The 26,691-nt window shown below is 59.1% G+C and carries 28 protein-coding genes and 1 pseudogene; 16 read left to right on the top strand and 13 right to left on the bottom strand.

Annotation, left to right across the window (positions count from 1 at the left end):
* The first annotated feature begins 64 nt into the window (after positions 1-64).
* The 3 genes from ppnN (at position 65) to IH404_RS09345 (ending at position 2,258) form a co-directional block, all read left to right on the top strand.
* The gene (gene ppnN, locus IH404_RS09355; protein ID WP_005786258.1) at positions 65-1,438 is read left to right on the top strand and encodes a nucleotide 5'-monophosphate nucleosidase PpnN; all 1,374 of its coding nucleotides are present in this window, start codon (positions 65-67) and stop codon (positions 1,436-1,438) included.
* Between the two features lie 170 nt (positions 1,439-1,608).
* Positions 1,609-1,866 (top strand): AbrB/MazE/SpoVT family DNA-binding domain-containing protein, encoded by a 258-nt coding sequence (locus IH404_RS09350; RefSeq protein ID WP_005786256.1) that lies wholly within the window; start codon positions 1,609-1,611, stop codon positions 1,864-1,866.
* Positions 1,863-2,258: a type II toxin-antitoxin system VapC family toxin gene (locus IH404_RS09345; protein ID WP_005786254.1), complete on the top strand. Its 396-nt coding sequence runs from the start codon at positions 1,863-1,865 to the stop codon at positions 2,256-2,258. Before IH404_RS09350 ends, IH404_RS09345 begins: the two co-directional genes overlap by 4 nt.
* 129 nt (positions 2,259-2,387) lie before the next feature.
* On the opposite strand, the gene IH404_RS09340 is transcribed toward IH404_RS09345, so the two are convergent.
* The gene (locus tag IH404_RS09340) at positions 2,388-2,717 is read right to left on the bottom strand and encodes a YXWGXW repeat-containing protein (protein ID WP_005786252.1); all 330 of its coding nucleotides are present in this window, start codon (positions 2,715-2,717) and stop codon (positions 2,388-2,390) included.
* Between the two features lie 130 nt (positions 2,718-2,847).
* Positions 2,848-3,747 (bottom strand): DMT family transporter, encoded by a 900-nt coding sequence (locus tag IH404_RS09335; protein WP_005786250.1) that lies wholly within the window; start codon positions 3,745-3,747, stop codon positions 2,848-2,850.
* Between the two features lie 98 nt (positions 3,748-3,845).
* Between IH404_RS09335 and IH404_RS09330 the strand changes: the two genes are divergently transcribed.
* The gene (locus tag IH404_RS09330; RefSeq protein ID WP_005786248.1) at positions 3,846-4,682 is read left to right on the top strand and encodes a LysR family transcriptional regulator; all 837 of its coding nucleotides are present in this window, start codon (positions 3,846-3,848) and stop codon (positions 4,680-4,682) included.
* A 63-nt stretch (positions 4,683-4,745) separates the two neighbouring features.
* Here IH404_RS09330 and mqo read toward each other — a convergent pair whose 3' ends face one another.
* A complete protein-coding gene (gene mqo, locus IH404_RS09325) occupies positions 4,746-6,392 on the bottom strand; it encodes a malate dehydrogenase (quinone) (protein WP_194440322.1) in 1,647 nt (548 codons plus the stop codon).
* Between the two features lie 482 nt (positions 6,393-6,874).
* Between mqo and IH404_RS09320 the strand changes: the two genes are divergently transcribed.
* On the top strand, positions 6,875-8,062 hold the full coding sequence (locus IH404_RS09320) for an MFS transporter (RefSeq protein ID WP_043047472.1): 1,188 nt from the start codon (positions 6,875-6,877) through the stop codon (positions 8,060-8,062).
* A gap of 100 nt (positions 8,063-8,162) precedes the next feature.
* Here IH404_RS09320 and IH404_RS27815 read toward each other — a convergent pair whose 3' ends face one another.
* Entirely contained in the window at positions 8,163-8,381 is a 219-nt protein-coding gene (locus IH404_RS27815) for a hypothetical protein (protein WP_242462650.1), read from the bottom strand.
* Between the two features lie 146 nt (positions 8,382-8,527).
* Positions 8,528-8,893, bottom strand: coding sequence for a DUF6124 family protein (locus IH404_RS09315; protein ID WP_194440321.1), 366 nt, complete (start codon positions 8,891-8,893; stop codon positions 8,528-8,530).
* A 703-nt stretch (positions 8,894-9,596) separates the two neighbouring features.
* Here IH404_RS09315 and IH404_RS09310 point away from each other — a divergent pair.
* The 6 genes and pseudogenes from IH404_RS09310 to tal all read left to right on the top strand — a co-directional run bounded on the left by IH404_RS09310 (position 9,597) and on the right by tal (position 14,803).
* On the top strand, positions 9,597-10,628 hold the full coding sequence (locus IH404_RS09310; protein WP_194440320.1) for a ParA family protein: 1,032 nt from the start codon (positions 9,597-9,599) through the stop codon (positions 10,626-10,628).
* Positions 10,629-10,656: 28 nt separating this feature from the next.
* The gene (locus IH404_RS09305; protein WP_242462649.1) at positions 10,657-11,232 is read left to right on the top strand and encodes a HEPN domain-containing protein; all 576 of its coding nucleotides are present in this window, start codon (positions 10,657-10,659) and stop codon (positions 11,230-11,232) included.
* A 199-nt stretch (positions 11,233-11,431) separates the two neighbouring features.
* Complete coding sequence (locus IH404_RS09300) at positions 11,432-11,674, top strand: CopG family transcriptional regulator (protein ID WP_194440318.1); 243 nt, start codon at positions 11,432-11,434, stop codon at positions 11,672-11,674.
* Positions 11,664-11,840: pseudogene (locus IH404_RS09295) on the top strand (type II toxin-antitoxin system RelE/ParE family toxin); the annotation flags it as partial. The gene IH404_RS09300 and the pseudogene IH404_RS09295, both read left to right, overlap by 11 nt.
* A 104-nt stretch (positions 11,841-11,944) precedes the next feature.
* Positions 11,945-12,931 carry a tRNA dihydrouridine(20/20a) synthase DusA gene (gene dusA, locus IH404_RS09290; RefSeq protein WP_194440317.1) on the top strand — a complete coding sequence of 329 codons (987 nt, stop codon included), beginning with the start codon at positions 11,945-11,947 and terminating at the stop codon, positions 12,929-12,931.
* 945 nt (positions 12,932-13,876) lie between these two features.
* Complete coding sequence (tal, locus tag IH404_RS09285; protein WP_194440316.1) at positions 13,877-14,803, top strand: transaldolase; 927 nt, start codon at positions 13,877-13,879, stop codon at positions 14,801-14,803.
* Between the two features lie 213 nt (positions 14,804-15,016).
* On the opposite strand, the gene rssC is transcribed toward tal, so the two are convergent.
* The 3 genes from rssC to IH404_RS09270 all read right to left on the bottom strand — a co-directional run bounded on the left by rssC (position 15,017) and on the right by IH404_RS09270 (position 17,702).
* Complete coding sequence (gene rssC, locus IH404_RS09280) at positions 15,017-15,499, bottom strand: anti-sigma factor antagonist RssC (RefSeq protein ID WP_010212025.1); 483 nt, start codon at positions 15,497-15,499, stop codon at positions 15,017-15,019.
* A complete protein-coding gene (gene rssB, locus IH404_RS09275) occupies positions 15,499-16,680 on the bottom strand; it encodes a two-component system response regulator RssB (RefSeq protein ID WP_194440315.1) in 1,182 nt (393 codons plus the stop codon). The genes rssC and rssB overlap by 1 nt, the downstream gene beginning before the upstream one ends.
* Before the next feature lie 332 nt (positions 16,681-17,012).
* Entirely contained in the window at positions 17,013-17,702 is a 690-nt protein-coding gene (locus IH404_RS09270) for a VacJ family lipoprotein (RefSeq protein WP_194440314.1), read from the bottom strand.
* Between the two features lie 196 nt (positions 17,703-17,898).
* Between IH404_RS09270 and IH404_RS09265 the strand changes: the two genes are divergently transcribed.
* A complete protein-coding gene (locus IH404_RS09265; RefSeq protein ID WP_194440313.1) occupies positions 17,899-18,507 on the top strand; it encodes an HAD family phosphatase in 609 nt (202 codons plus the stop codon).
* Between the two features lie 110 nt (positions 18,508-18,617).
* Complete coding sequence (locus IH404_RS09260) at positions 18,618-18,884, top strand: DUF4404 family protein (RefSeq protein ID WP_043047481.1); 267 nt, start codon at positions 18,618-18,620, stop codon at positions 18,882-18,884.
* 135 nt (positions 18,885-19,019) lie between these two features.
* Here IH404_RS09260 and queF read toward each other — a convergent pair whose 3' ends face one another.
* Together queF and IH404_RS09250 are read right to left on the bottom strand one after the other, a co-directional pair.
* A complete protein-coding gene (gene queF, locus IH404_RS09255; RefSeq protein ID WP_194440312.1) occupies positions 19,020-19,850 on the bottom strand; it encodes an NADPH-dependent 7-cyano-7-deazaguanine reductase QueF in 831 nt (276 codons plus the stop codon).
* Positions 19,851-19,916: 66 nt separating this feature from the next.
* Positions 19,917-20,438, bottom strand: a complete 522-nt coding sequence (locus IH404_RS09250; RefSeq protein WP_005786197.1) for a cupredoxin family protein — start codon at positions 20,436-20,438, stop codon at positions 19,917-19,919.
* 158 nt (positions 20,439-20,596) lie between these two features.
* Here IH404_RS09250 and IH404_RS09245 point away from each other — a divergent pair, with 158 nt between their 5' ends.
* Together IH404_RS09245 and IH404_RS09240 are read left to right on the top strand one after the other, a co-directional pair.
* Complete coding sequence (locus tag IH404_RS09245) at positions 20,597-21,277, top strand: heavy metal response regulator transcription factor (protein WP_005786195.1); 681 nt, start codon at positions 20,597-20,599, stop codon at positions 21,275-21,277.
* Positions 21,274-22,620, top strand: coding sequence for a heavy metal sensor histidine kinase (locus tag IH404_RS09240; protein WP_194440311.1), 1,347 nt, complete (start codon positions 21,274-21,276; stop codon positions 22,618-22,620). Before IH404_RS09245 ends, IH404_RS09240 begins: the two co-directional genes overlap by 4 nt.
* A 117-nt stretch (positions 22,621-22,737) precedes the next feature.
* On the opposite strand, the gene IH404_RS09235 is transcribed toward IH404_RS09240, so the two are convergent.
* The 3 genes from IH404_RS09235 to IH404_RS09225 are packed head-to-tail and all read right to left on the bottom strand — an operon-like array spanning position 22,738 to position 25,984.
* Entirely contained in the window at positions 22,738-23,982 is a 1,245-nt protein-coding gene (locus IH404_RS09235; protein WP_005786190.1) for a lipoprotein-releasing ABC transporter permease subunit, read from the bottom strand.
* Positions 23,983-24,042: 60 nt separating this feature from the next.
* Positions 24,043-24,726, bottom strand: a complete 684-nt coding sequence (gene lolD / locus IH404_RS09230; protein WP_019818240.1) for a lipoprotein-releasing ABC transporter ATP-binding protein LolD — start codon at positions 24,724-24,726, stop codon at positions 24,043-24,045.
* Between the two features lie 7 nt (positions 24,727-24,733).
* Positions 24,734-25,984, bottom strand: coding sequence for a lipoprotein-releasing ABC transporter permease subunit (locus tag IH404_RS09225; protein WP_005786187.1), 1,251 nt, complete (start codon positions 25,982-25,984; stop codon positions 24,734-24,736).
* Positions 25,985-26,078: 94 nt separating this feature from the next.
* On the opposite strand from IH404_RS09225, the gene IH404_RS09220 reads away from it, so the two are divergent.
* Entirely contained in the window at positions 26,079-26,657 is a 579-nt protein-coding gene (locus tag IH404_RS09220; protein WP_194440310.1) for a PilZ domain-containing protein, read from the top strand.
* The last annotated feature ends 34 nt before the right edge of the window (positions 26,658-26,691 follow it).

Here is a 26,691-nt window from a genome sequence, read left to right as displayed (position 1 = left end):
CGCTCACCATTCTCAAGCCATCGCCCCGAAACGGGCGCGGTGGCTGTGCTTTCAAGGAATCAGAATGCCCCAACGTCAAGTCATCAATGCCTCCGTCAGCCCCAAGGGCAGCCTCGAAACCCTGTCCCAACGTGAAGTGCAGCAACTGAGTGAAGCCGGCACAGGCAGCATCTACACCCTGTTCCGCCAATGCGCCTTGGCCATCCTCAACACCGGCGCGCATATCGACAACGCCAAGACCATCCTCGACGCCTACAAAGACTTTGAAGTGCGTATTCACCAGCAGGACCGCGGCGTGCGCCTGGAACTGCTCAACGCCCCGGCCGATGCCTTTGTCGATGGCGAGATGATCGCCAGCACCCGCGAGATGCTGTTCAGCGCCTTGCGTGACATCGTCTACACCGAGAACGAACTGGACAGCCAGCGCATCGACCTGAGCAACTCCCAAGGCATCACCGACTACGTGTTCCACCTGCTGCGCAACGCCCGTACGCTGCGCCCGGGTGTGGAGCCCAAGATCGTGGTGTGTTGGGGCGGCCATTCGATCAACACCGAAGAATACAAATACACCAAGAAAGTCGGGCACGAACTGGGCCTGCGCAGCCTCGACGTGTGCACCGGTTGCGGCCCTGGCGTGATGAAAGGCCCTATGAAGGGCGCGACCATTTCCCACGCCAAGCAACGCATCACCGGCGGGCGTTACCTGGGCTTGACCGAGCCAGGCATCATCGCGGCCGAAGCACCGAACCCCATCGTCAATGAGCTGGTGATTTTGCCGGACATCGAAAAACGCCTGGAAGCCTTCGTGCGCGTCGGCCACGGCATTATCATCTTCCCCGGCGGCGCCGGCACGGCAGAAGAGTTTTTGTACCTGCTGGGCATCCTGATGCACCCCGACAACCGCGACGTACCGTTCCCGGTAGTGTTGACCGGGCCCAAACACGCCGCGCCTTACCTGGAACAATTGCACGCGTTCGTCGGCGCCACCCTCGGCGAAGCGGCGCAGCAGCATTACCAGATCATCATCGACGACCCCGCCGAAGTGGCGCGCCAGATGACGGCCGGCCTCAAGGCGGTGAAGCAGTTCCGCCGTGAGCGTAACGACGCGTTCCACTTCAACTGGCTGCTGAAGATCGACGAAGGCTTCCAGCGCCCGTTCGATCCTACCCACGAAAACATGGCCAGCCTGCAACTGAGCCACGCGCTGCCGCCCCATGAACTGGCAGCCAACCTGCGCCGGGCGTTCTCGGGGATCGTGGCGGGTAACGTCAAGGACAAGGGCATCCGCCTGATCGAAGAGAACGGCCCGTATGAGATCCACGGCGACCCGGCGATCATGAAACCGCTGGATGAATTATTGAAGGCGTTCGTGGCCCAGCACCGCATGAAGCTACCGGGCGGCGCGGCGTATGTGCCGTGCTATCGCGTGGTGCAGTAAGCCAGCGGCGGTCGGTCATAGTTTGTATCTGTTTGGGGCGTAGCCAACGGTGTGAGTATCGAGCATTCGGACTAGGGTTTTACTACCGACTGACTCACACCTGCGAGCGACCTATGGACCAACGGATATTGTCCTCTGTCATTCCTTACCCTAAGGTAAGGAATATCACGATGGAGATCTTCACTATGGCTACCGCCACACTCACTTCAAAAGGGCAAATCACCATCCCTGTACAGGTCAGGACAGCCCTGGGCCTGGAAACAGGCGACCGGGTGGAATTCGTCGAGATGGAAGACGGCAAGTTTTCCATGATCGCCGCCAGCAAAACCGTCAAGGACCTCAAGGGGTTGATCCGCAAACCCGCTCACACCGTGTCTATCGAAGACATGAACCGAGCCATCGCGGCCCAGGGAGCAACCGCTGGATGATTGGCCTGGATACCAACGTGCTGGTGCGTTATGTGACCCAGGACGACCCGGTTCAATCAGCTAAAGCATCCCAACTGATCGAATCGCTCTCGGCCGCCTCGCCAGGCTTTGTCAGCCTGGTGACGCTTACGGAGTTGGTGTGGGTGTTGCAGTCCTGCTACCAGTCGGCCAAAAGCGACGTGGTGACGGTGCTGGAAACCTTGTTGCACACACGGGAGCTGACCGTCGAGCACGCCGATATCATCTGGCAGGCATTGCGCAAGTTCAGCGCAGGCAAAGCCGACTTTGCCGACTGCCTGGTTGAACGCTGTGGCCATGCGGCGGGGTGCGAGTACACCGCCACCTTTGATCTGAACGCGGCCAAGGCAGCGGGGATGAAACGGCTCGACTAGCCCGTATTTTTTGTAGGAGCGAGCTTGCTCGCGAAGAACGTCAACGATAACGCGAGCAGTCAGGTTGCACGCGGTGCCTGTGAGTTTTTCGCGAGCAAGCTCGCCCCTACAGAGGGAGAGGAAATGGGGTCAGCGAACCCAGCCGCCGATCTGCCAGTGGTAGCCATCATTACGCTGCACCCAGTGCGGGTGTACATAACGATAGCCCTGGCGCACCGGCTCCCAATGGCCGTGCACCGCCACATAGCGCCCGCCTTCCCAACGCCAGTAACCGCGTGACCAGATATAACCTTCGCGCACCGCCGGCTCGACTTCGATCACCTGCACCGGCGGCGGTTGCGGCGCGACCACATCAACGTACTCATGCTGCACCGGCCTGCGCTCATGCACAACACGCTCTTGCACACACCCGGAAGCGGCGACCACCATGGCGGCCAATGCTGCATAACGTAGCAACATACAAAACCCTCGGGCGCGAACGCCCAACACCTGCACTGGTAAAAATCCCCCTTTGTTTCAGCCACGCTCCTGCTTGGCCCTGGGTACTTTTTAACAGGCGGTGTCTGTCGGGTTGCTGAACCTGCCAGCCTCAGGAAGTACAGGCGACAGTCGGTCGCTTCAGGCGCACCAGCACCAACCCCGCCACGACTACAGCAATGCCCGCGTAGGTCGATGCGTGGATCACATCACCAAACATCAACGCGGCCCACACCAGAGTCACCGGCGGCTCCAGGTACACCAGCGCCGCCACATGGGTGGCAGTCATCACCCGCAGCAGCATCCACAGGCTCAAATAGGCGAGGAAGGTGGAGAACACCGTCAGCCACACAATCGAGATCAGTACGTTGGTGTCATGGGGAACACTCAGGGTGTCGGTGTAGATCACGGCCGCGGTAAAACCTATCAAGGTCAACAGCGACTGGATAAACAGCGGCAATACCAACCCGCTGTCCTGGGCCTGCACCGAGCGACGCTCGTACAAAGTCGCCAGTGTCAGCCCAAGTGCCGACACCAGAGGCAAGAGATACATGACCAGCCCGACACCCTGCCCGCCACCGCCATACTGCCCGGCAATCACAATCGACACACCGACAAAGCCGATCATCAACCCCAACCACTGCCAGCCGCCACTGCGCTCGGACGCCATGCCCGTCGACAATGCCGCGGTCATCAACGGCTGCAACGCCGCAATGATCGCCGCGATCCCGGGCGGTAGACCGTTCTGGATCGCCACGTAGAGGCAACTCAAATACAGGAACTGCGACAGGAACCCGACAACCGCGTGATGACGGATCTGCTGCCAGGTCACCTCCAGCAACCGCTTGTTCAGGAACAGCGCCAGGCACAGCGAGACCAGCAGGAAACGCCAGAACAGCAGATTGAACGCCCCACCACCCTGGGTGCCGAGCTTGGCGCCGATAAAGCCTGAACTCCACGACAAAACGAAAACCGCCTGCAACAGCAGCAACCCTAAGGTAGATCGCTTCATATCGCCTCCCATCGCTGTGATTTGACTCAAAGGCTAAAGGCTGCACATGCTTGCGTATATTTGAATTACACAAACAACAAATCCGAAAAAGCCGAATTATGCCTAAACAACTGAATATCGAGCTGTTGCGCACCTTTCACGCCGTAGCGCGCTTTCGGCGCTTTAACGAGGCGGCCGAGCATGTGCACCGCAGCGCGTCCACCGTCACCACGCAAATCCAGAAGCTGGAGGACCAAGTCGGACAGCGTCTGTTCAGCCGCAGTAACCAGGGCGTGGAATTGACGCTGTACGGCCAGAAACTGCTCGGCGAAACCACCGAATTTCTCAAGAGCCATGACCGCCTGCTGATTTCGCTGATGCCCCAGCGCATGCAGGGCAAGATCCGCCTGGGGGTGCCGGATACCTACGCGCCCGCCTTCATCCAGGAATTTTTACCGCGACTGATCGCTGACAACCCCCTGCTGGAACTGGAGATCGAAGCGCGCACCAGCGGTGAGTTACTGGACTTATTCACGGCCAACCAACTGGACTTGGCGATCACCGTCAGCGCGCACCCGCTCGCACAAGGTGAACGCCTGGGGGCCGTGCAGCCGCTGTGGGTGGCGACCGAAGGCTTCAACTCGCCGCCGAACGTGCCATTACCCATCACTGTGCCCATCACTGGCTGCCCCTATCGCGCCGCAGCGCTGCAGTCGTTGAAGGATCATGGGGTCTACCACCGGCTACTGCTGGAAAGCCCCAACTCGTCTGCGGTCGAAGCCTGTGTACGCAGTGGCGTGGCGGTTGGCCTGATGGAGCAAAGCCGTATGGGCGAAGGGCTGATCCACATGTCAGAACTGCCACCTCTACCCGCGCAGCATCTGTACCTGATGTGCGATACCGGCAATGCGCTGGCGCTGCATGTGCATGAGCAAATCCGCCACTTCAAGGTCTGAACTGCGCCCACAAAAAAGCCCGCTGACCGTCACCGGTTCAGCGGGCTTTTTCGTGGGTGTTGCTTACAGCGCCAGGTCAGACGCCGGCTTGCTTGGCTCAGCCGCAGGCTTGGCAGCCTCGGTAGCCTGTGGACCGGCCAGTTGCGGGATCGCTGGCGGTGGTGTCAGTTGCAGCACACCGGCGGTGTAGGCCCATTCCTTGGCAACAGCTTCAGGGCTGTCGTTCAGCTTGGTGCCGTAGCTTGGCACGATCTGGTGCAGTTTTTCCTGCCAGGCCGGGCTTGCTACTTTGTCCTTGAAGACTTTTTGCAGCACGGTCAGCATGATCGGAGCCGCGGTGGACGCGCCTGGCGATGCACCCAACAGGCCGGCAATGCTGTTGTCGGCAGAGCTGACCACTTCGGTACCCAGTTTCAGCACGCCGCCTTGCTCTTCATCACGCTTGATGATCTGCACGCGCTGGCCGGCTTGCCACAGGCGCCAGTCGGACTGCTTGGCGTTCGGGAAGTACTCTTGCAGCGCCTTGAAGCGGTCGTCATCGGACAGCATCAGTTGGCCGGCGAGGTACTCGACCAGTGGGTATTCACGAATACCGACTTTGGTCATGGGCCAGATGTTGTGGGTGGTGGTGCTGGTCAGCAGGTCCAGGTACGAGCCTTCTTTCAGGAACTTGGTCGAGAAGGTCGCGAATGGGCCAAAAAGGATCACGCGCTTGCCATCCAGCACGCGGGTGTCCAGGTGCGGCACCGACATCGGCGGCGAACCGACCGAGGCTTTACCGTAGGCCTTGGCCAGGTGCTGCTCGGCGATGGTCGGGTTCTCGGTCACCAGGAACGAGCCACCGACCGGGAAGCCAGCGTATTCCTTGGCTTCCGGAATGCCCGACTTCTGCAGCAGGTGCAAGGCACCGCCGCCGGCGCCGATGAACACGAACTTGGCGTCGGTTTCAGTCTTGGTGCCGTCTTTGAGGTTTTTGTAGCTCACGCGCCACGAACCGTCGTCGTTGCGGGTGATGTCCTGCACTTCGCTCGACAGCTTCAAGTCAAACTTCGGCGTGGTTTGCAGGTGAGCGACGAACTGGCGGGTGATCTCGCCGAAGTTCACGTCGGTGCCGATCGGGCTCCAGGTGGCCGCGATCTTCTGCTTCGGATCACGCCCTTCCATCATCAGCGGGACCCACTTGGCGATCTGCGCCGGGTCTTCGGAGTACTGCATGCCAGCGAACAGCGGGCTGGCCTTCAGGGCTTCGTAGCGCTTTTTCAGGAACTTGATGTTGTCATCGCCCCACACAAAGCTCATGTGCGGTGTGGAGTTGATGAACGAACGCGGGTTCTTCAACACGCCCTGCTGAACCTGCCAGGACCAGAACTGACGGGAGATCTGGAACGCTTCGTTGATCTCGACCGCCTTAGGGATCTCAACGTTGCCGTTCTTGTCTTCCGGGGTGTAGTTCAGCTCAGCCAGGGCCGAGTGACCGGTACCGGCGTTGTTCCAGCCGTTGGAGCTTTCTTCGGCCACGCCATCGAGGCGCTCGACCATCTCCATCGACCAGTCCGGTTCCAGCTCATTGAGCCAGACACCCAGGGTCGCACTCATGATGCCGCCGCCGATCAGCAGCACATCGACTTTCTTTGCCTCTTCCGCGTGAACGGACGTGATCCCCATCGACAAAGCCAGCCCCAGCAGGGCAGTGTTTACTTTTTTAAACATCAGTAGCACCTATGATAAAACGCCATCCGCCCTACCGCCCCCGATCATGAGTAACCCTCGTTCACGCTACGTCAGGCAACGTACCGCGGGGTCTGCACATTCACATGAAGGCTGCAGGGTGGGCACACAAGGCCGATGGATCGACCTCACTGTTATGTCCCTTCTGCGCTGACTTCTTATCGTTATTGGCTTCAGCTACCTGGGCGACAGCCAACCGCTGGGACGTATACGGGTGTACGCACCTGGGAAAGACTAGACCAAGACGGCGCGCAGAATATCACGCTAAACAGCGTTTATGCGCCGTTTGGCCAATTGACAGGCCTAAATCGCGGGTTTTAATGCGCCGGTGTCAAGCCTGGCAGCCGCGACCTGCGGTCACAGGCCTGGAACTCTCACGCAAATGGCGGTTCTAGACACCTTCGCCGTTGCCTGCGTAGCATCGGCAGCTGTCCTTCGTGCACACCTTCCACACAGAGTTACCCATGACTACCCAGCAAACACCCGGGCATGTACTGCCCGCGCGCAGCGCCGCGAAAATGGAAGCGGCCATGGCCGTAGGCGCCTTCGCGATCGGCACCGGCGAATTCGCCATCATGGGCCTGATGCCCGACATCGCCCAGAACCTGGGCCTGAGCGAACCGCAAGTCGGCCACGCCATCAGCGCCTACGCCCTGGGCGTGATGGTCGGCGCCCCACTGCTGGCCATCCTCGGCGCCAAGCTGCTGCGCAAACACATGCTGCTGTTGCTGATGGGCCTGTACGCCCTGGGCAACTTCGCCACCGCCTTCACCCCCACCTTCGGCTCGCTGGTGGCCTTTCGCTTTATCAGCGGCCTGCCCCACGGCGCCTACTTCGGCATCGCCGCCGTGGTTGCCTCCAGCATGGTGCCCACCGACAAACGCGCCGGCGCCGTAGCCCGCGTGATGATGGGCCTGACCCTGGCCATGCTGCTCGGCAACCCCATCGCCACCTTCCTCGGCCAACACCTGGGCTGGCGCTCGGCGTTCGCCCTGGTCAGCGTGATCGCACTGCTCACCATCGCCCTGGTCTGGCAATTCGTGCCCCACCGCCACGACGAACAACGCAGCGACCCGCGCAAAGAACTGCGCGCCTTCACCAAACCCCAGGTCTGGATGGCCCTGTCCATCGGCGCGATTGGCTTTGCCGGGATGTTCTGCGTATTCAGCTACCTGGCGCCGACCATGCTTGAAGTGACCAAAGTCTCGCCACAGTGGATCCCCTTCGGTCTCGCCGCGTTTGGCGTGGGCGGCATCATCGGCAACATTGCCGGCGGCAAGCTGTTCGATCGCATGCAATTTAGGGCGGTGGGTTTGATCCTGGTGTGGTCGATGGCCGTGCTGCTGTTCTTCCCCTTCGCCGCCTCGTCGCTGTGGGGCGTGCTGCTGAGCATGGGGTTGGTGGGCACCATGGTCGCATTGGCGGCGCCGTTGCAGATTCGCCTGATGGACATCGCTCACGAAGCGCCAAGCCTGGCGGCAGCGTCCAACCATGCCGCGTTCAACCTGGCAAATGCGCTGGGCCCCTGGTTTGGCGGCATGGCCATTACTGCCGGCCTCGGCTGGACCAGCACCGGCTACATCGGCGCCGCAACAGCCCTGGTCGGCCTGGGCCTCTACCTGATCGCCCGGCGTATGAAAGGCGGCCACTGACGCCACAAGTTTTGCGCCGATCATAGATCCAATGTGGGAGGGGGCTTGCCCCCGATAGCAATGGGCCAGTCAATACACCACTGACTGACCCACCACCCCATCAATCATCATGCAACAACCCCGCCCCATACTCCCCATAACTACTCCCCAACCCACTACCACCAAAATTCATCTTGGCGGCTTTGCTGGGGCTGTGGTCCCCAAACGACTGGCATCCACCTGAAAAGCACGGGGCACTGCTCACGGCTGGTGAAGATGAACAAGCACTCAACATCAACGTGCCGGTGATCATCACAACTTTGACGAGGTTCGAGATCATGGTTTCAACTCCCTATGGGCTGGAGGCGCTGGGGTCCTCTCTTGCAGGAAATCGTAGACCTCAACTGCGCAGGGAATTATGAAACTTTGCTGGGGGACAGCATGAGTTCAGGTTGCCGCCTTGAGGTAAGGCGGCAGGGTTGGTTGTCAGGCTTTGACTGGGGCGGTTACAGGCGCAACTTGCTCCTGGGCTCGGTCAACCAGCAGCGAGCTCAACTCGATTAGCTGCTGAATGCCCAGGGTGATGGCGCGCTGGGAGTCGTTGAGGTCGAACGCCAGGGTGGCGGCCATTTCGTTGGCGGCTGCGAGGTTTTCGGCGGCGTTGGCCAGGAGGGTTTCAGGGTCGATGGTTGGGTTTACGAGGAATAGGTTGTCGCTTGGGCTTTCGGCGGGCGCAGCGTCGTCGGATGGGGGCAAGTGATGATGGATTGCTCGGTGGGCTGCGGCTTGAAGCTTGGGGTCAGAAGATGCCGCGTTTGAAGCATAAGGCGGATTAGGTGTGATCTTGTACATGGCGAAGCTCCTTAACTATTCAGGAACTACCAGTCTCACTTCCACATGAGAGGTGGCAGCTGTACGCAGGTGTGGAAGACCAGGGCTAAGGACCCGGCGCACCGAAGTGCCCCGCGCACAGCCGCCGAGACACATGATACAGGCGTAAAAAAACGCCGGTAGGTGTTTGTGACGATTGCGTCTTAGCTTGGTACGGACTTCCACATCCGACCGCTGGTTTTCCAGCGGTTTAGGGAGGTTAGCCAGGGGTGGTCTGAGGGGCAAGCCGAGAAAAGTGTGGGAAACTTCCTAGAAACTTTGATCTGCTCCCTGGGCTCGCTCTATCGTTTTATTCGTGGCTCCGATGATGGACTGGAACGTCTAATTCTAGAGACCCCGTAAGCCGTGACCTGTAGCCGTCCGTATAATAGCTAGTACCACTTTTGTACCCCCCCCGCCAAGCACGACAGCTCTTCCTTCCTGTCAGCCCCATCAGCTTTGCGCAGATCCGCTGCGATGTTTCAGATTTACGAATCAGGGGCGATATTGATGGCGAGCGGATACTCACTGCTGGCGCAAAATTTTAGTGGTCGAATAGCTAAAATTTCGTTTCCTGAGCGATTCAGCTCGCTTAGACTGACCCCGCATCAGCTTCTATCTGACCTCTGAAGCCATCTCAATCCAGATAGAAAAATTGGTAAAACCAACTATTAAGGGACTAAAAATGTCGAAACGACTTGTTGTTTTTAATCACAAGGGCGGAGTTAGCAAAACCACCACTGTTTACAATATCGGCTGGATGCTTTCGAAAAAATATAAAGTACTCGTAGTTGACGCAGACGCACAGTGCAACCTGACGAGCTTAATATTAGGGGATGATTTCGAAAAATATTATCTCGAAGACCAAACACGCCTGCATAATATCAAAGACGGCGTAGCAATGGCGTTCCAAGGCAAGCCTCACCCAATCACTGCGGTGAATTGCTTCAGTCCTCAGAAAGCGCCTTCTCTGTACCTTTTAGCTGGGCACGCAAATTTATCAGAATACGATGCATCCCTTACGTTTGCACAAACTTCTAACAATGCACTCTCGACGCTCCAAAACTTGCCTGGTGCTTTTTCAGAACTACTTCGATTGACTGAGGAAAAGTATTCAATTGACTACACCATAATTGACCTTAACCCTAGCTTAAGTGCAACCAATCAAAACTTTTTCCTTTCTGCTCACGCTTTCGTAATTCCGACCAATCCAGACCCATTTTCCATTATGGCTATCAATACATTAAGGTCAACTTTACCTCGATGGGCTGAATGGAAAAAAACGGCTGTTCCACTTTTTTCTGAATCAGCCTACCCGCTCCTCCCTGGCGTACCAAAATTTTCCGGAAGTCTGATTCAAAGATTTAACATTCGAAATGGTAAAGCTGCTAGACCTTATCGAGACAACATTGATGAAATAAAAACCTCCCTTAGTGGTAACTTCTACGACGCAATCGCTGGTGTCGGTATGGTTTTTACGCCTGAGGAGTACGGTGCCGAACTTATAGAATCACAGTACTGCCTAGCTGAGGTTCCTGACTTCCAAGGGCTACTGCCTAAAGCGCACCAGGCCGGTGTTCCCGTCTTCGAAGTAACAGATGAAGATATTGCAGAGACTGGGCCAGTCCTCGCGGGACTGCAAACTAAGCGAGAGTTATTTAATACACATTTCATACATATCACCGACAAACTTGTGGGCTTGTTAGCCCATGCGTAATGCCCTCGCCCTCTTTAATGAAAATATCATGAGCGCTCGCCATGCGGGAGGGCTTTATGATTACTTAACCGCGTCCGTAACTGTGCCCGCTTCCTTTGAAGACTTATTGCGTTCACAAGTAGTCTACGCAGTCAGCGCATTCGACAAGCTCATTCATGACCTAGTGCGCATTGGTATGCTAGAGATATTCACGGGTGCTCGCCCTCCTACTCCGAAGTACTTGTCAGAACCGATTTCAATTCAGATCCACAGCGACTTAATTAGTGCATCAATACCCCCTAAGGAACACATTTTTGAACAAGCCATTTTTCGAAAACTAAAAATTGTTTCCTACCAGGACCCAATTAAGGTAGCAGATGGACTAAGCTACATTTGGGATGAAGGTCAAAAATGGCAAAAAATTTCCGAAAAAATGGCACAGCCAGATAGCGTTATTCGAACCACACTAAAATTGATCGCAGACAGACGAAACACAATTGTCCACGAAGCTGACATTGACCCTTTAACAAATGAAAAACTAAGTATAACTAAGTCAGAGTGTGAGGAGCTAACTGACTTTTTGCACCGCTGTGGCAATGAAATAGCCAAATTAGTAACACGATAAATATTAAGCCTGCAATTTGCAGGCTTTTTTATGAACAGCAACAAAAGGGGATAGATTTATTTATCTGCCATATCGAGTTTTGAGTTGGCAAAGGAATAGCAGACGACTCACTCCCAGACACACCGCGCGACGGCCTGCTGCTTCAACCCGACGCTTCACGGTGTAAGATGCCCCACAACCGTCCACCATCGAGGCCGCCATGACTGGGATATCCCTAAACCTGCCGGAAGACCTATCCGACTCTCTCGCCGACCTGGCCAAAAACAACGGTCAGACAGCAAGCTACCTGGCGATGGACGTTCTTCGAGACTACATCGAGCACGAAAAAACGCTGACCGCTCAGATCGAGCTGGCGGTAAAAGACGCCGACGAAGGCAAATTCGCCACTGATGACCAAGTGGCGGCCATGCGCGCTAGGCGCTGGAGCAGGAATGCGGGTTGAGTGGCTTGAAAAAGCACTCAAAAACCTGGAAGACGAAGCGAACTATATCGCTCTCGAAAATCCAAAAGCCGCCGACGACTTCTCGGTTGCCATTTTCGCCAGCGTCGACAGGCTGGCTCAGTTTCCTTCCATGGGACGCGAAGGTCGGGTGAAACATACCCGCGAACGTCCTCGCTCGAAGTGGCAATGCGCGCAAAACTTACCTCTCCGGCACCCAAGATCCGTTCCTGATAAACTGCGCGCCATTCGCCTCGCTGACTCAGATCCCCCATGTCCCTACAAACCGCCCCACTTTCCCGCCGCTTCTCCGTCGCCCCCATGATGGACTGGACCGACCGCCACTGCCGGTTCTTCCTACGCCTGCTCTCCAAACACGCCCTGCTCTACACCGAGATGGTCACCACCGGCGCTATCCTCCACGGCGACCACGACCGCTTCCTGCGCCACAACGAAGCCGAGCACCCGCTGGCGCTGCAATTGGGCGGCAGTGTTCCGGCCGATCTGGCCGCCTGCGCCCGCATGGCCGAGGCCGCTGGTTATGACGAGGTGAACCTGAACGTCGGCTGCCCCAGCGACCGCGTGCAGAACAACATGATCGGCGCGATCCTCATGGCTCACCCTGCCCTGGTGGCGGACTGTGTGAAGGCGATGCGCGATGCGGTGTCGATTCCGGTGACGGTGAAACACCGTATCGGCATCAATGGCCGCGACAGTTATGCCGAGCTGTGTGATTTCGTCGGGACGGTGAAGGATGCGGGTTGCACCAGTTTTACCGTGCATGCGCGGATTGCGATTCTGGAGGGGTTGTCGCCCAAGGAGAACCGGGACATTCCGCCGTTGCGTTATGACGTGGCGGCGCAGTTGAAGCGGGATTTTCCGGAGTTGGAGATTAATCTCAACGGTGGGATCAAGACGTTGCAGCAGTGCCAGGAGCATTTGCAGACGTTTGATGGGGTGATGTTGGGGCGGGAGGCTTATCACAATCCGTATTTGCTGGCCGAGGTGGATCAACGGTTGTTTGGCAGCACTGCGCCTGTCATTACCCGCGCCGAGGCGCTGGCACAGTTGCGCCCGTATATAGCCGAGCACTTGGCAACAGGTGGCTCGATGCATCACATCACGCGCCATGTTCTGGGGCTGGGAACCGGTTTCCCGGGGGCGCGTAAGTTTCGGCAATTGTTGTCGGTGGATATTCATAAGGCGGTGGATCCGTTGGCGTTGCTGGATCAGGCGGGGGAATTGTTGGAGGGGCGGTGACGGGTTGGGTGTCAGTGGGGGTATTTGGGGCTGACAGGCTGCTTTCGCGAGCAAGCCCGCTCTCACAGTTTTGAGCGATGTGTATCAGGTGAATATCAGTGGCTGGGCTGGCGTCATCGCAGCATGGGTATCTACACAACTCTGACGTAGCAACCATCAGTAACCACGATGCGAAGCGAGCCGCTCTTGATCTTGCTCTTGATCTGCTTTTGATCTGAGGCGCCCCGTTAAACCACGCTGGCCGGAATTCGACAGGGATTTGGGGGGTAAACCGGCAGGGATGCCGGTTTAGCCGCCCCGCGCCATGGATGGCGCGTGGCGGCGGCCCCCCAAATCACTGGCGGATTACGGGCACACCGAGCCTAGGCGAGGTGCCGAGTGGTGGGGCAAGAGCCCTTTGGTTACTTTGGGGCTCTTTTCCAAAGTGACCCGCTGTCAGAGCGGAACCCTAAGTGGCCGTTACCGCAGGAATGGATATGTACTCGGTATAGCGGTGTCACCTGTCAGGCCACCTTCGCGAGCAAGCCCGCTCCCACAGTTTGATTGCGGGGTGTCAGGTAGATTGGCGTCGACTGTCAGGCCGCCATCGCAGGCAAGCCAGCTCCCACAGTTTGACTGATGGGGGTCAGGTGAATATCAGTGGCTGGACTGGCGTCATCGCAGGCAAGCCGGCTCCCACAGTTTGACTGATGGGGGTCAGGTGAATGTCAGTGGCTGGACTGGCGTCATCGCAGGCAAGCCAGCTCCCACAGTTTGATTGGGGTGGTTATCGGGCAGTTGGGTTGAACCTGCCAGCGATTTTACCCTCCTATTGAGCACCACTGCCGGTAATTCAAACGGCCGTTTCCAGGTTATTGCCCTCGCAAACGACCTAACGCATTTGCGCCCTTGAGCGCTTGCCAGCGCTCGGGTAATGTCATCAGACCCACAGGACAGAGCACGCCCATGACTTCCAAGCTGGAACAACTCAAGCAATTCACCACCGTCGTAGCCGATACCGGCGATTTTTCCACCCTCGCCAAGCTCAAGCCACAAGACGCTACCACCAACCCTTCCCTGCTGCTCAAGGCTGCGTCGATCCCTGGCTATGCCAAGCTGCTGGATGAGTGTGTACAGGACTGCAACGGCGACGTGGGCCTGGCCAGTGACCGCTTTGCGGTGGCGGTGGGTCAAGAAATTCTCAAAGTAGTGCCGGGCCGTATTTCCACTGAGGTGGATGCACGCCTGTCGTTCGACGAGGCGGCCATTCTCAAGCGTGCGCACCGTCTGATCGACCTGTACGACAAAGCCGGCGTTGGCCGTGACCGTGTGCTGATCAAGATCGCCTCCACCTGGGAAGGCATCCGTGCCGCCGAGAAGCTGGAAAAAGAAGGCATCCAGACCAACCTGACGCTGCTGTTCTCCTTCGCCCAGGCCGTTGCCTGTGCTGAAGCGGGTGTGTTCCTGATTTCGCCGTTCGTGGGCCGTATCTACGATTGGTACAAGAAGGCCAACGGCAACGACTACACCGGTTCCGATGACCCGGGCGTGCAGTCGGTGACGCGCATCTACAACTACTACAAGGCCAATGGCTACAAGACTGTGGTGATGGGTGCGAGCTTCCGTAACCTGAGCCAGATCGAAGAGCTGGCCGGGTGTGACCGCCTGACCATCAGCCCGGACCTGCTGGAGAAGCTGGCAGCCGATGAGGGCAAGCTGGAGCGCAAGTTGGCGCCAGGCCATGCCGGTGAGGCCCGTGTGCATCTGACTGAAGCGCAGTTCCGTTGGGAGTCCAACGAGGATGCGATGGCGACCGAGAAGCTGGCCGAGGGCATTCGTCAGTTTGCTCGGGATCAGGAGAAGCTGGAGGCGTTGTTGTCGGCCAAGCTGTAAAGGCAGATAGCAGCAGAAAGGGCGGCACCTGTGAGGGTGCCGCCCTTTTTTGTGTGCGCCAGTCTCAAGCCAGTCACAAATCCAATGTGGGAGGGGCGGTGCGACGATTCGACTTGCTCCCGATGGCGGTGGGTCAGTCAGCATATTTATGACTGACATACCGCAATCGGGGGCAAGCCCCCTCCCACACTTTGATCACATTTCAATTGAGGATCAGTGGCGTTCCAGAGCGTTGACGAGGTCGTGGAAGGCTTCGCGGTTGGACTCGTTGAGGCCCATGAGGATCTTGTGCGCTTCCAGCACCTTGACCCGTACGATCTCTTCGGACTGGTCCTGGGACGGCAGGTCGGTGAGGCATTCCGGGCAGGGAATTGGGCGGTCCACGATGTTGAACACCTGGTCAAAGCCCATGGACTGTAACAGCCGGGTGATGTCTTCGTGGGTGGTGACCACAGTCGGCAACAGGCCGACCTTCTGCCGCGACAGAATGGACAGCTTGGCCAACAGCCCCAGGGTGGTGCTGTCGATGCTGCGGGTTTCGGTCAGGTCGATCACGATCGCCGAGAAGTTCAGCGCTGTGAAGATCCGCTCAATCGTCGCATCCAGGGCCGAACACAAGGTCAGGCGCACTTCACCGACAAACTTCAGGACGAAGGTCCCGTCTTGCTCGGCGAATTGGATTCTTCCGGTACTCATCAAAGATTCCTGCTCAACACCAATAGGGCGATATCATCCGGCATCTCCCCTAGCGTGGCCAATCCAAAAACCTGCCGCAGGCCATCCAGGCTGCCGCCCGCCGACTTGACCTTTTGGGGCAAGGCGGCTTCTTTCTCTTTGAGTGTAGGCTCTGGAAGAAGGTCCAGGATGCCATCGGACATCAGCGTCAGGCTGAAGGTCGGCGGCAGTTCCAGAATGTGGTCTTCGTAGGTGGCTTCGTTGAACAAGCCCACCGGCAGGCCACGCCCTTCCAGGTAGCGCACACTGTCAGGAGTGTACAAAACAGGCATCGGCAGGTGGCCGCCAATGCTGTAGGTCAAAAGACCGGTTTCTTCGTCGATCACGCCGCCGACCATCGTCACGTGCTTGCCCAGCTTGCAGCTGATCAGGCCCCGGTTGATGTGGCCCAGCACCTCGGAGGGGGTGAACTCCGGCAAGGTGCCATTGCGCTTGGACTCGAACAACAGCCGTGTGGTCATGAACTTCAACAACACGGTCACAAAAGCAGAAGAAGCGCCGTGGCCGGAAACGTCGGCCAGGTAGAACGCCACACGTCGCTCATCCACACGGAAATAATCGACAAAATCACCCGACAGGTACAACGACGGGATGATCTGGTGGGCAAACTTGAACTCGTCGATGCTCCAGGGGCTCACCGGCAGCATGTTCATCTGCACCTGGCGACCGGCGTTCTGGTCTTCCTGCAGCAGGTTCAGGCTGGCTTCGAGCTCACGGTTGGCGGTCTCGAGCTTTTCACGGTAGCGCTGGTTTTCCAGGAGCAAGCGGGCCCGATCCAGGGCGCGGCGCACCGAGTGCTCCAGCACCGCCAGGTCTTCCAGGGGCTTGATCAGGTAATCCGCGGCGCCCAGGCGCAGGGCTTCGACGGCATCGTTCATGACCCCGGCACCGGACACGACAATCACCGGCGTCTGCGGGGCAAGGTCGGTCACCTGGCGGATCAGCTCGAGGCCGCCCATCTGGGGCATGCGCAGGTCGCAGATCACGAGGTCGGGCTTGTCGCGCTCGAACACCTGGAGACCCTGTTGGCCATTGCTGGCCTGCAGGACGCTGAAGCCACTGTCTTCCAAATAGGCCGCGAGACTCGCGCGCACTACTTCGTCGTCATCGATTATCAGCAGCGTGGCACTGGTTTTTTGCATGTGGGCAAACGGCGCCAGAATTAGGTTGGCGTAGGCGGCTCGGCAATGGCCGGGCTCACGTACTGGATTCGCTTTCTAGCCTCTCTGTCCTACAAAGCATTGGGATTTGGCCCATGCACAACGGTAAAGCAGAGGTGCCCTTCTAAGGCGCAGACGGTACTCCCATCCGTGAGGGGTTTCAAGCTCATGCCGATGGTCGCCGGGCGTCTTTACCCTGCAAATCACCGGGAGTTATAAGAACCGCTTGGACCACAACACAAAGTGAGGTCGGAGCACGCATAAAAAAGGCGACCTTCAGAAGGTCGCCTTGGTTTATTTCAGGAAGTTACGGCTTAAAAGTCGTCGACAACCTTGCCATCCTTGACCTTGAACTCGCGGTTCTGCAGGTAGGCGTTACGGATGAAGGTGTACTTGTCGCCGCTGATCAGCTTCTCGCTGTCGAGCAGGCTGGCGCGCACGTCAACGACGTTCAGGCCGAAGGTGCTGTTACGCCAGCCGATGTCGTTCATGTAGCGGTACGGCTGGGTATAGCTGTCGACGTACTTGGAAGGCGCATCACGCAAGGTGCTCGGGCCCAGCAAGGGGATCATCACGTAGGGACCGCTGCCAACGCCCCAGTAGCCGAGGGTCTGGCCGAAGTCTTCATCGCTGCGTTGCAGCCCCATTTTGGTGCCGACGTCGATAAAGCCCAGCACGCCAAAGGTGGTGTTGACCAACAGGCGAGCGGTGTCGACGCCAGCATTGTGTGGCTTAAGCTGCAGCACGTTGTTGGCCAGGTTGCCGACATCGCCGATGTTGCGGAAGAAGTTGTGAACGCCATCCTGCACAAACTGCGGGGTGACGAACTGATAGCCTTGGGCGATTGGCTTGAGGGCGTAGGTATCAACGGTGTCGTTGAAGGTGAAGATCGGGCGGTTGACGCTTTCCCATGGGTCATCTTCCGACGCGGCTTGTACGGCCAAAGGTGCCAACAGCACGGTGGCACACACCGACAGCTGAGCGAAGTAGTGGCTCCAGCGCATAGCTTTTGCTCCTTGAATGGTCTGTCATGGGCGCTATGCCCTGAATAAGGCCGTCAGTATATGACGGAAGTGTGTGTTTAGGCAGCTACCAGGGTCCTGTCTCACGAAAAATGCACAAAAATCCTACAAACACCGTCAGTGTCATGGCCTTGTCATGCCACCCCGATAGTGTTGCTGCTATTTCAGGGACGTTCAGATGCCACACGCCGAGATTGCCATCGCCACAGCCCCCTCGTTGACCGCCGTGCTATTTGGCCTGAGTGGCTGCCTGGTGGATTTCGGTTCCCTGGCGCGTACCGACTCGCCCTGCCCCGGCTGCGTGCCCACCCCCGGTGCCTTGAAAAGCCTGCGTAGCCTGAAAGAACAAGGCGTGCCCTGCGCCTGGCTGGATGAACTGCCCCCCTGCGTGACCGCGCCCCTGTCCGCCAGCCTGCCGGGCTGGATCAAGGCCGCCTCGCCCTCCTCCATCCGCTGGCCCGCGCCCCACGCCTGCTGGCAAGCCTTGATGGAGTTGAACATCGAACGCCTGGAAGGCTGCGTACTGGTCAGCGGCGAGCCGCGCCTGCTGCAATCGGGCTTGAATGCCGGGTTGTGGACTATCGGCCTGGCGTCCTGTGGCTCGCTCTGCGGCCTGTCACCCGAGCAATGGCAGGCACTGACCGCGCAGCAACGCGAATACAAGCGCGGCAAGGCGACCGTGGCGCTCTATGGCCTGGGCGTGCACTCGGTGATCGACCACCTGGGCGAGTTGGGCAGTTGCCTGGCAGACATCAGCCTGCGCCGGCTCAAAGGCGAGAAGCCCTGATCAAGATCATGCACGGTTGGCCGCAGTGGATTAATCTACAGGCCAGCCCGTAGACCTTTCACGGCGTGCCGTGGTCTATGCCAGTGACTATCGATAAAAGGAAAGACGTCATGCCTGATCGCAAAAAGCTGGAAGAACAGGTCGAGATTCTGCGTGGGCAGTTGGAACAGGAGCCGCCGCTATCACCTGAAAAACGTGAAGCGTTGGAGGAATTGATTGCCAAGTTCGAAGTGCAACTTGAATTGGAGCCGGCCACTCAGACGCCAAGCATCTCCGACGATGTGAATCAAGCGGCCATAGAGTTCGACGCTGAACACCCGGTCATTTCCGGGACATTGCGCAATATCATGATCACCCTGGGCAATATCGGGATCTAACCCAATCCCAAGCCAAACACACAACCCAATGTGGGAGCTGGCTTGCCTGCGATAGCGGTGTATCAGTCACTTGATGAATGACTGAAAGATCGCAATCGCAGGCAAGCCAGCTCCCACAGTTTTTTGTATGAAGGTTTACTGACGCGCCAGGCGCACGTTCAGGAACTGGGTATTTTCAGTGCTGCGGTACGGGTTGATATCCAACCCACCCCGACGCACATAGCGCGCATACACGGTCAACTTCTCCGGCTTGAGCAAGCGCTGCAAGTCCAGGAAGATCCGCTCCACGCACTGCTCATGGAAGTCCGAGTGCTGGCGAAAGCTGACGATATATTCCAGCAGGCTGGCGTGGTCCAGCGCCGCACCACGGTACTCCACCACCACACTGCCCCAATCGGGCTGGCTGGTCACCGGGCAGTTGGATTTGAGCAGGTGGCTGTGCACGCTCTCCTCAACAACACGCGAGTCATCACAGCGCAGCAGCTCCGGGCGCGGATGCTCGTAGCTGCTGACATTGATATCCAGGCCGTCAATGCACGCACCCGGCAACGCCATCACACCCTCTGCCTCGATGTCGGCCAGGCTGCGGATGCGCACTGTCACCGGCTTGCCGGCTGCAAAGCTGAGGTCGGTGCGCAAGGTGGCTTCCAAGCTTTGCGTATCGGCAAACGCGGTCTGGTTCAGCGAGTTGAGGTACAGCTTGAACGACTTGGATTCAATGATGTTCGGCGAATCAGCCGGAATGCTGAACTCTCCGATGGCCACCACCGGCTTGCCCGACGGCAGCAACCAGGACAGTTCGAAGCAGTTCCAGAAATCCACGCCCTTGTACGGCAGGGTGTCGGCGCTCAGGCCCAGTTCGGCCCATTTGGCGGCGCGCGGAATCGGGAACAGCAACGAAGGCGTATAGGTAGAGATGTATTCACTGGACTTGCCCAGCGGCGAATGTTCGGCTGCGGGATGCATGGCGGAAACCTGGCTAAATAAACCGCGCCAGTCTACCAGCCTTTGCCCCCGCCCTTAACAAACGCCTCACTCAACGGTCAGTTTGCCGACCATGCCCGCCTGATAATGGCCGGGAAGGTTGCAAGCGAACTCCAGGCCAGTGGCCTTGGTGAAGGTCCAGGTCAGTTCGGCCGTCTTGCCCGGCTCCACCAACACACTGTTGGGATCGTCATGCTTCATGCCGCCCATATCGCCGTGGCCCATGGCGCTGTGGTCCATCTTGCCCATGCCGGTGGCGGTGAGCATGCCGCTGGCTTGCATCTGCAGCATCTCTTTCTGGTGAGCGGCATGCATTGCCGCGTCGCCCAGGTTGAATTCGTGGAGCAAGCGGCCTTTGTTGACCAGTACAAACCGCACGGTTTCACCGGCTTTTACGTCCAGGCTCTTGGGCTCGAAGGCAATGTCCTGCAGGGTGACTTCCACGGTACGCGTGGCCTTGGCTGCCGGAGCCGGCTGGCCGAACGCGTAACCATGAGCCGCATCCGCCAGCGCATTGAAGCTCAGCGCCAATAAGCAGCCCGCCGTTAACAGGGATGTACGCAACGCCATTTCTCACGCTCCAAAAATAGGTGACCAGCTTGGGCCGCACTTTAAGATAGCCTCGCTGCCAGCCAGCTGACTGCTAGATTACAACTTTGTCAGCTTGCGCCCATACCCTTGCGCCCACGGTATAAAGGCCCGCGCTTACCCCTTGCCAAGAGCCCGATATGAAACTGCTGATCGTCGAAGACCAACCCAAAACCGGCCACTATTTGCGTCAAGGCCTGGCCGAGGCTGGCTTTACCACCGAACTGGTGGCCGACGGCACGACCGGCCAGCACCTGGCGCTGAGCGGGGATTATGACTTGTTGATCCTCGATGTGATGCTTCCGGGCCGCGACGGCTGGCAGATCCTGCAGGCGGTGCGCAGCGCCGGCCTGGACATGCCGGTGCTGTTCCTCACCGCTCGCGATGCCGTGGAAGACCGCGTACATGGCCTGGAACTGGGCGCCGACGACTACCTGGTCAAGCCCTTCGCCTTTTCCGAACTGCTGGCCCGGGTGCGCACTTTGTTACGCCGTGGCAGCAGCACACCGCAGGAAACCACCCTGCAACTAGCCGACCTGCGCCTGGACCTGATCCGTCGCCGCGTCGAGCGCGACGGCCAGCGCATCGACCTCACCGCCAAGGAGTTTGCCCTGCTGGAAATGCTGCTGCGTCGCCAGGGCGAAGTACTGCCCAAGACGCTGATCGCGTCCCAGGTGTGGGACATGAATTTCGACAGCGACACCAACATCATCGAAGTGGCGATACGCCGCCTGCGCCTGAAAGTCGACGATAACTTCCCCAACAAACTGATCCACACCGTGCGCGGCATGGGTTACGTGCTGGAGGAGCGCTTCACGTGATCAAGCGCCTGTCGCTGACCAGCCGCCTGGCGCTGCTGTTTGCCGCCTGCACGGCGGTGGTCTCGTTGATCGCCGGCGTACTGTTCAACCGCGCCAGCGAAGCGCACTTCGTCGAGCTGGACCAGCAACTGCTCGACAGCAAGCTGGTGGCCCTGCGCAGCGCCTTGCAGGGTGTCGACTCACGTGAAGCCTTTGCCCTGCGCGGCCCGCAATTGCGCGCAGAACTTGATCACCAGCCCGACTTCACCGTGCGCATCACGGCGGCCGACCAGCGCTGGGTGGACGGTGCACCGTACCTCAGCGTGCCCGCAGCACCCGGCCTGCACAGCCTGCAAAACGCCGGCACCGACTACCGTGTGTACAACGCGCCATTGACGCCCGGCCAACCCGGTTCGCCACAGCTGAGCCTGATACTGGACATCACCCACCACCAGCACTTCCTGGAGCATATGCAACGCTTGATCTGGCTGACCGTTGGCCTCTCGGCCCTGGCTACCGCCCTGCTCGGCGCCTGGGCTGCGCGCAGCGGGTTGCGGCCGTTGCGGCGCATGGGCGAGGTGGCCGCCAGCGTATCCGCCCACTCGCTGACGCAACGCCTGCCCCAGGCGCAAATGCCGGTGGAGCTGGAGGAACTGGCCCAAGCCTTCAACGCCATGTTGGGGCGACTGGACGACGCCTTCCAGCGCCTGTCGGCGTTCTCCGCCGATATCGCCCACGAGCTGCGCACGCCGCTGTCGAACCTGCTGACCCAGACCCAGGTGATTCTCACCCAGCCACGCCCACTGGAGGATTACCGCGAGGCGCTGCACAGCAACCTCGAAGAGTTGCAATGGATGGCGCAACTGGTCAACGACATGCTGTACCTGGCCAAGGCCGACCACGGCTTGCTGATGCCCAACCGTGAAGCCCTGGATCTGGGCGATGAGGTCGACGCACTGTTGGAGTTTTTTACCCTGCTGGCGGAGGACGCACAGGTCACGCTGGTACGCGAAGGCACCGCCGATACGCTGGGCGATCGCGGCATGTTGCGCCGGGCCCTGTCGAACTTGCTCGATAACGCGCTGCGGTTTACCCCACCGAGCGGTGAAGTGCGGGTGCGGATAGAGAGTGGCGTGACACTGACAGTTGAGAACACCGGGGAAGGTATTGCTGCGCAGCTGTTGCCGCGGCTGTTTGACCGGTTCTACCGAGCCGACCCGTCAAGGCAGCCAGGCAGCAGTGAACATGCGGGGCTGGGGTTGGCGATTACCCAGTCGATTGTGCGGGCGCATGGGGGGAGGATTTATTGTGAGTCGCAGGCGGGCTGGACAAGGTTTGTGATCGAGTTGCCCAAGGGAGATTGATGCAAGCTGGGCCGGCCTCATCGGGGGCAAGCCCCCTCCCACACTGGACCGCGTTTATTCAGGAACAATGAGGTCAAAATGTGGGAGGGGGCTTGCCCCCGATAGCGGTCTAAGGCCTTACGAATATCTCAAGGCATGGGCCGGCTCAATCTTCGCCGCCCGATACGCCGGGTAAATCGTCGCCAAGAAGCTCAGCACAAACCCCGCCGAGCAAATCAGCAACACGTCTCCACCTTGCAGCTCCGAAGGCAGGTTGCTGACAAAATACACATCCGAACTGAAGATATGCTGCCCGCTCACCCGCTCCAGCCAACCTACCAGTTCACTCACGTTCAGCGCCGCAATCACCCCCAGCACGCCGCCGATCAAGGTGCCGACCACGCCAATCACCGTGCCCTGCACCATGAAGATCGCCATGATCTGCCGAGGCGTGGCGCCGATGGTGCGCAGGATCGCGATGTCCGCGCCCTTGTCGTTCACCACCATGATCAACGTGGCGATGATGTTGAACGCAGCCACGGCGACGATCATCAGCAACAACAGACCGATCATGGTCTTTTCCATCTTCATCGCGCTGAACAGGCTGCCCTGGGTGTGGGTCCAGTCATCCGGCTTGTAAGCCGCGCCGAGGCTGGCAGCGATATCCGCCGAGACTTTGGGCGCTGCGTACAAGTCCTTCACCGCCAGGCGCACGCTTTGCACCTGGTTGGGCTGCCAATGCTGGATTTCTGCCGCGTCGGCCATGTGGATCAGGGCCATGGAGCCATCCAGCTCGGCGCCGACCTTGAAGATGCCCACCACGTTCAACCGCTGCATACGCGGGGTGATGCCGCCCGGCGCGCTGCTCAGTTCCGGGACGATCAGGGTCAGCTTGTCGCCCACGTTCAGGCGAAAGCGCCGCGCGGTGATATCGCCGACCACCACGCCAAACTCGCCGGGTTTGAGGTCGTCCAGTTTGCCGCGCACGATGTGCTGGGTCACGATCGACACCTTGCCTTCCTGGGCCGGGTCGACGCCGCTGATCTCGATCGGCTGCATGGCGCCCTTGTAGGAGAACATGCCGTCCATCTGGGTGAACGGTACCGCAGCTGTAACTTGCGGATTCTTCATCGCCGCGGCCGCCACCGGTTGCCAGTCATCAATCGGCTTTACGCCGACGATGGTGGCGTGGGGCACCATGCCGAGGATGCGCGAGCTCATTTCGCGCTGGAAGCCGTTCATTACCGACAGCACCACGATCATGGCCAATACGCCCAGGGCGAGGCCGATCATCGAGGTCATCGAGATAAACGAGACAAAACGGTTACGGCGCTTGGCGCGGGTATAGCGCGTGCCGATGAAAATGGATAACGGTCTGAACATTCGCGTACACCGCCTGAAAAAATGAAAAAGCCCGACGCCAGGCGCCAGGCTTGAAACAGGTCAGATGGCGACCAGGTGACCTTCCTGCAGGTGCAACACGCGGTCCATCTGCCGGGCCATGCTCATGTCATGGGTCACCACCAGGAACGCGGTGCGCATCTGGGTGCTCAGTTCCAGCATCAAGTCCTTGATGCCCTGGGCGGTGTGGGAGTCGAGGTTGCCGGTCGGCTCGTCGAGCATCACCAGGCCAGGGTTGTTCACCAGGGCGCGGGCAATCGCCACACGCTGGCGCTCACCGCCGGACAGTTCGGCCGGCTTGTGCTCCAGGCGATGGCCGAGGCCGACGCGCTCCAGCAAGGCGGTGGCACGTTGGCGCGCCTCCGGGATCGCGGTCTTGCCGATCAACAGCGGCATGCACACGTTTTCCAGGGCGGTGAATTCCGGCAGCAGGTGGTGGAACTGGTACACAAAGCCCAGCGAGCGGTTACGCAGTTGGCCACGGGCCTTTTCATTCAACGCCGACAGTTCTTCGCCGGCCAGCCATACGCTGCCCTGGGACGGCGTATCGAGGCCGCCCAACAGGTTCAGCAAGGTGCTTTTGCCGGAGCCGGAACTGCCGACGATCGCCACGCGTTCACCCGGATGCAGTTCCAGTTGCAGGTTCGACAGCACAACCACCGATTCCGGGCCTTCCTCGTAGGATTTGCCCAGGTTGCGGCAGCTCAGGATTGCTTTTTCACTCATGCCCGATTCACTCATAACGTAATGCCTGTGCTGGCTGGGTACGTGCCGCGCGCCAGGCTGGATACAGGGTGGCAAGGAAGCTCAGGACCAACGCGGCGCCGCCCACCATCAGCACGTCCTGGGTTTGCACCTGGGACGGCAAGTAGTCGATGAAGTAGACGTCAGCGTTGAGAAACTTGTGGCCGATCACTTTTTCAAGCAGGGCGATGGCGGCGCTGACGTTCAGAGCGGCCAGAATGCCCACCGCAGTACCGATCAGGGTGCCGACCACGCCAATCACGGTGCCCTGCACCATGAAGATCGCCATGATCTGCCCCGGCGTGGCGCCCAGGGTACGCAGGATGGCGATATCGCCCTTCTTGTCGTTCACTACCATCACCAGCGTGGAAATGATGTTGAACGCAGCCACGGCGACGATCAGCAGCAACAGCAGGCCGATCATGGCCTTCTCCATGCGGATGGCCTGGTAGAGGTTGCCGTGGGTACGGGTCCAGTCGCGGGCGTAATACTCGGATTCACCCAAGTGCTGGGCGATTTCCCAGGCGCCGCGCGGGGCGTCGAACAGGTCGTTGAACTTCAGCCGCAGGCCCTGCACCTGGTCCGGCTGCCAGCGATGCAGGCGGGCCAGGTCGGTAAGGTTGGTCAGGCCGATGTAACCGTCGATCTCGCCGGCGCCGACGTGGAAGGTGCCGACCACGGTAAAGCGCTTCATGCGCGGGAACATGCCGGCCGGGGTCACGGTGACTTCCGGAGCGACGAAGGTCAGCTTGTCGCCAACCCCCACACCGAGCTTGGCCGCCGCCTTGTCACCGATAACGATGCCGAAACTGCCGGGGGCCAGGTCGTCGAGCTTACCTTGCTGCATGAACTTGTCGATGATCGAGACGTGGCGTTCCTGGGCCGGGTCGATGGCATTGAGCAGGATCTTCTGCACCTTGCCGTCGTTGGTCAGCAACCCCTGCATCTGGGTAAACGGCGCGACCGCCACCACCTTGGGGTTCTGCTTGACCTTGGCGGCCAGGCTTTGCCAGTCGTTGATGGGCGCATCGCCCTCGATGGTCGCGTGGGGCACCATGCCCAGCACGCGGGTACGCATCTCATGATCGAAGCCGTTCATCACCGACAGCACCACGATCATCACGACCACGCCCAGGGCGAGACCGATCATCGAGGTCAAGGAAATGAACGACACAAAATGATTGCGACGCTTTGCACGGGTATAACGCGTGCCGATAAATACGAAGAGAGGTCTGAACATGTCGGGGCTTGTTCGGAGGAAAAGAAGACGTCCCGGTGGCGGGGTCTGGTAAGCAGCTTTACACTCAGACCATTACCGTTACCTGGGGTTCGCCATGTCGACATTAGATGAAGAAGAGCGCCGCGAATACTACCGTATCGACGACATGATCGCACTTCAAATCAGCACATTGTCTGGCCCCGAAGCGGCGAGCAAGGAAGTGTTGCTGGATGATTCGCCGTTGTTCAATCTGCTCAGCGAACTGCACCTGAGCGAATTCGAAGCCCAGCACCTGCTGCGTCAGATCAGCGAGAAAGACCGCAGCCTGGCGGCCTTCCTCAAAGTGCAAAACAAGCGCCTGGACCTGCTCAGCCAGGTCATGGCCCGCGGCCTTCTGGCTGAAGTGGGCGCGCCGCAACCGGTGATTCTTTCCGAGGGCGGCATCGACTTCCAGCACCCTACCCCGCTGGCACCCGATACTCACCTGGCGGTCAAGCTTGTGCTGATGCCCCAGGCGCTCGGCCTGTTGCTGCGCGCGCGGGTGACCCATTGCGATCCCAAGGGCGACAGCTTTGATGTGGGCACGGAATTCGAATCCATGACCGATGCCCAACGCCAACTGCTGGCGCGCTACATCCTGCAAAAGCAGGCGCAGGAACGCCGTCTGGCGCGAGAGCAAAGCGACGACCTCTGAATACCTATTCATTCCGCCAGCGATCCTGGCGCAA

Source organism: Pseudomonas sp. OST1909 (genome assembly GCF_015277575.1).
Classification (GTDB): domain Bacteria; phylum Pseudomonadota; class Gammaproteobacteria; order Pseudomonadales; family Pseudomonadaceae; genus Aquipseudomonas; species Aquipseudomonas synxantha_A.
Note: the sequence above shows the minus strand (reverse complement) of the source record. Positions and strands in the feature narration are given on the sequence as shown.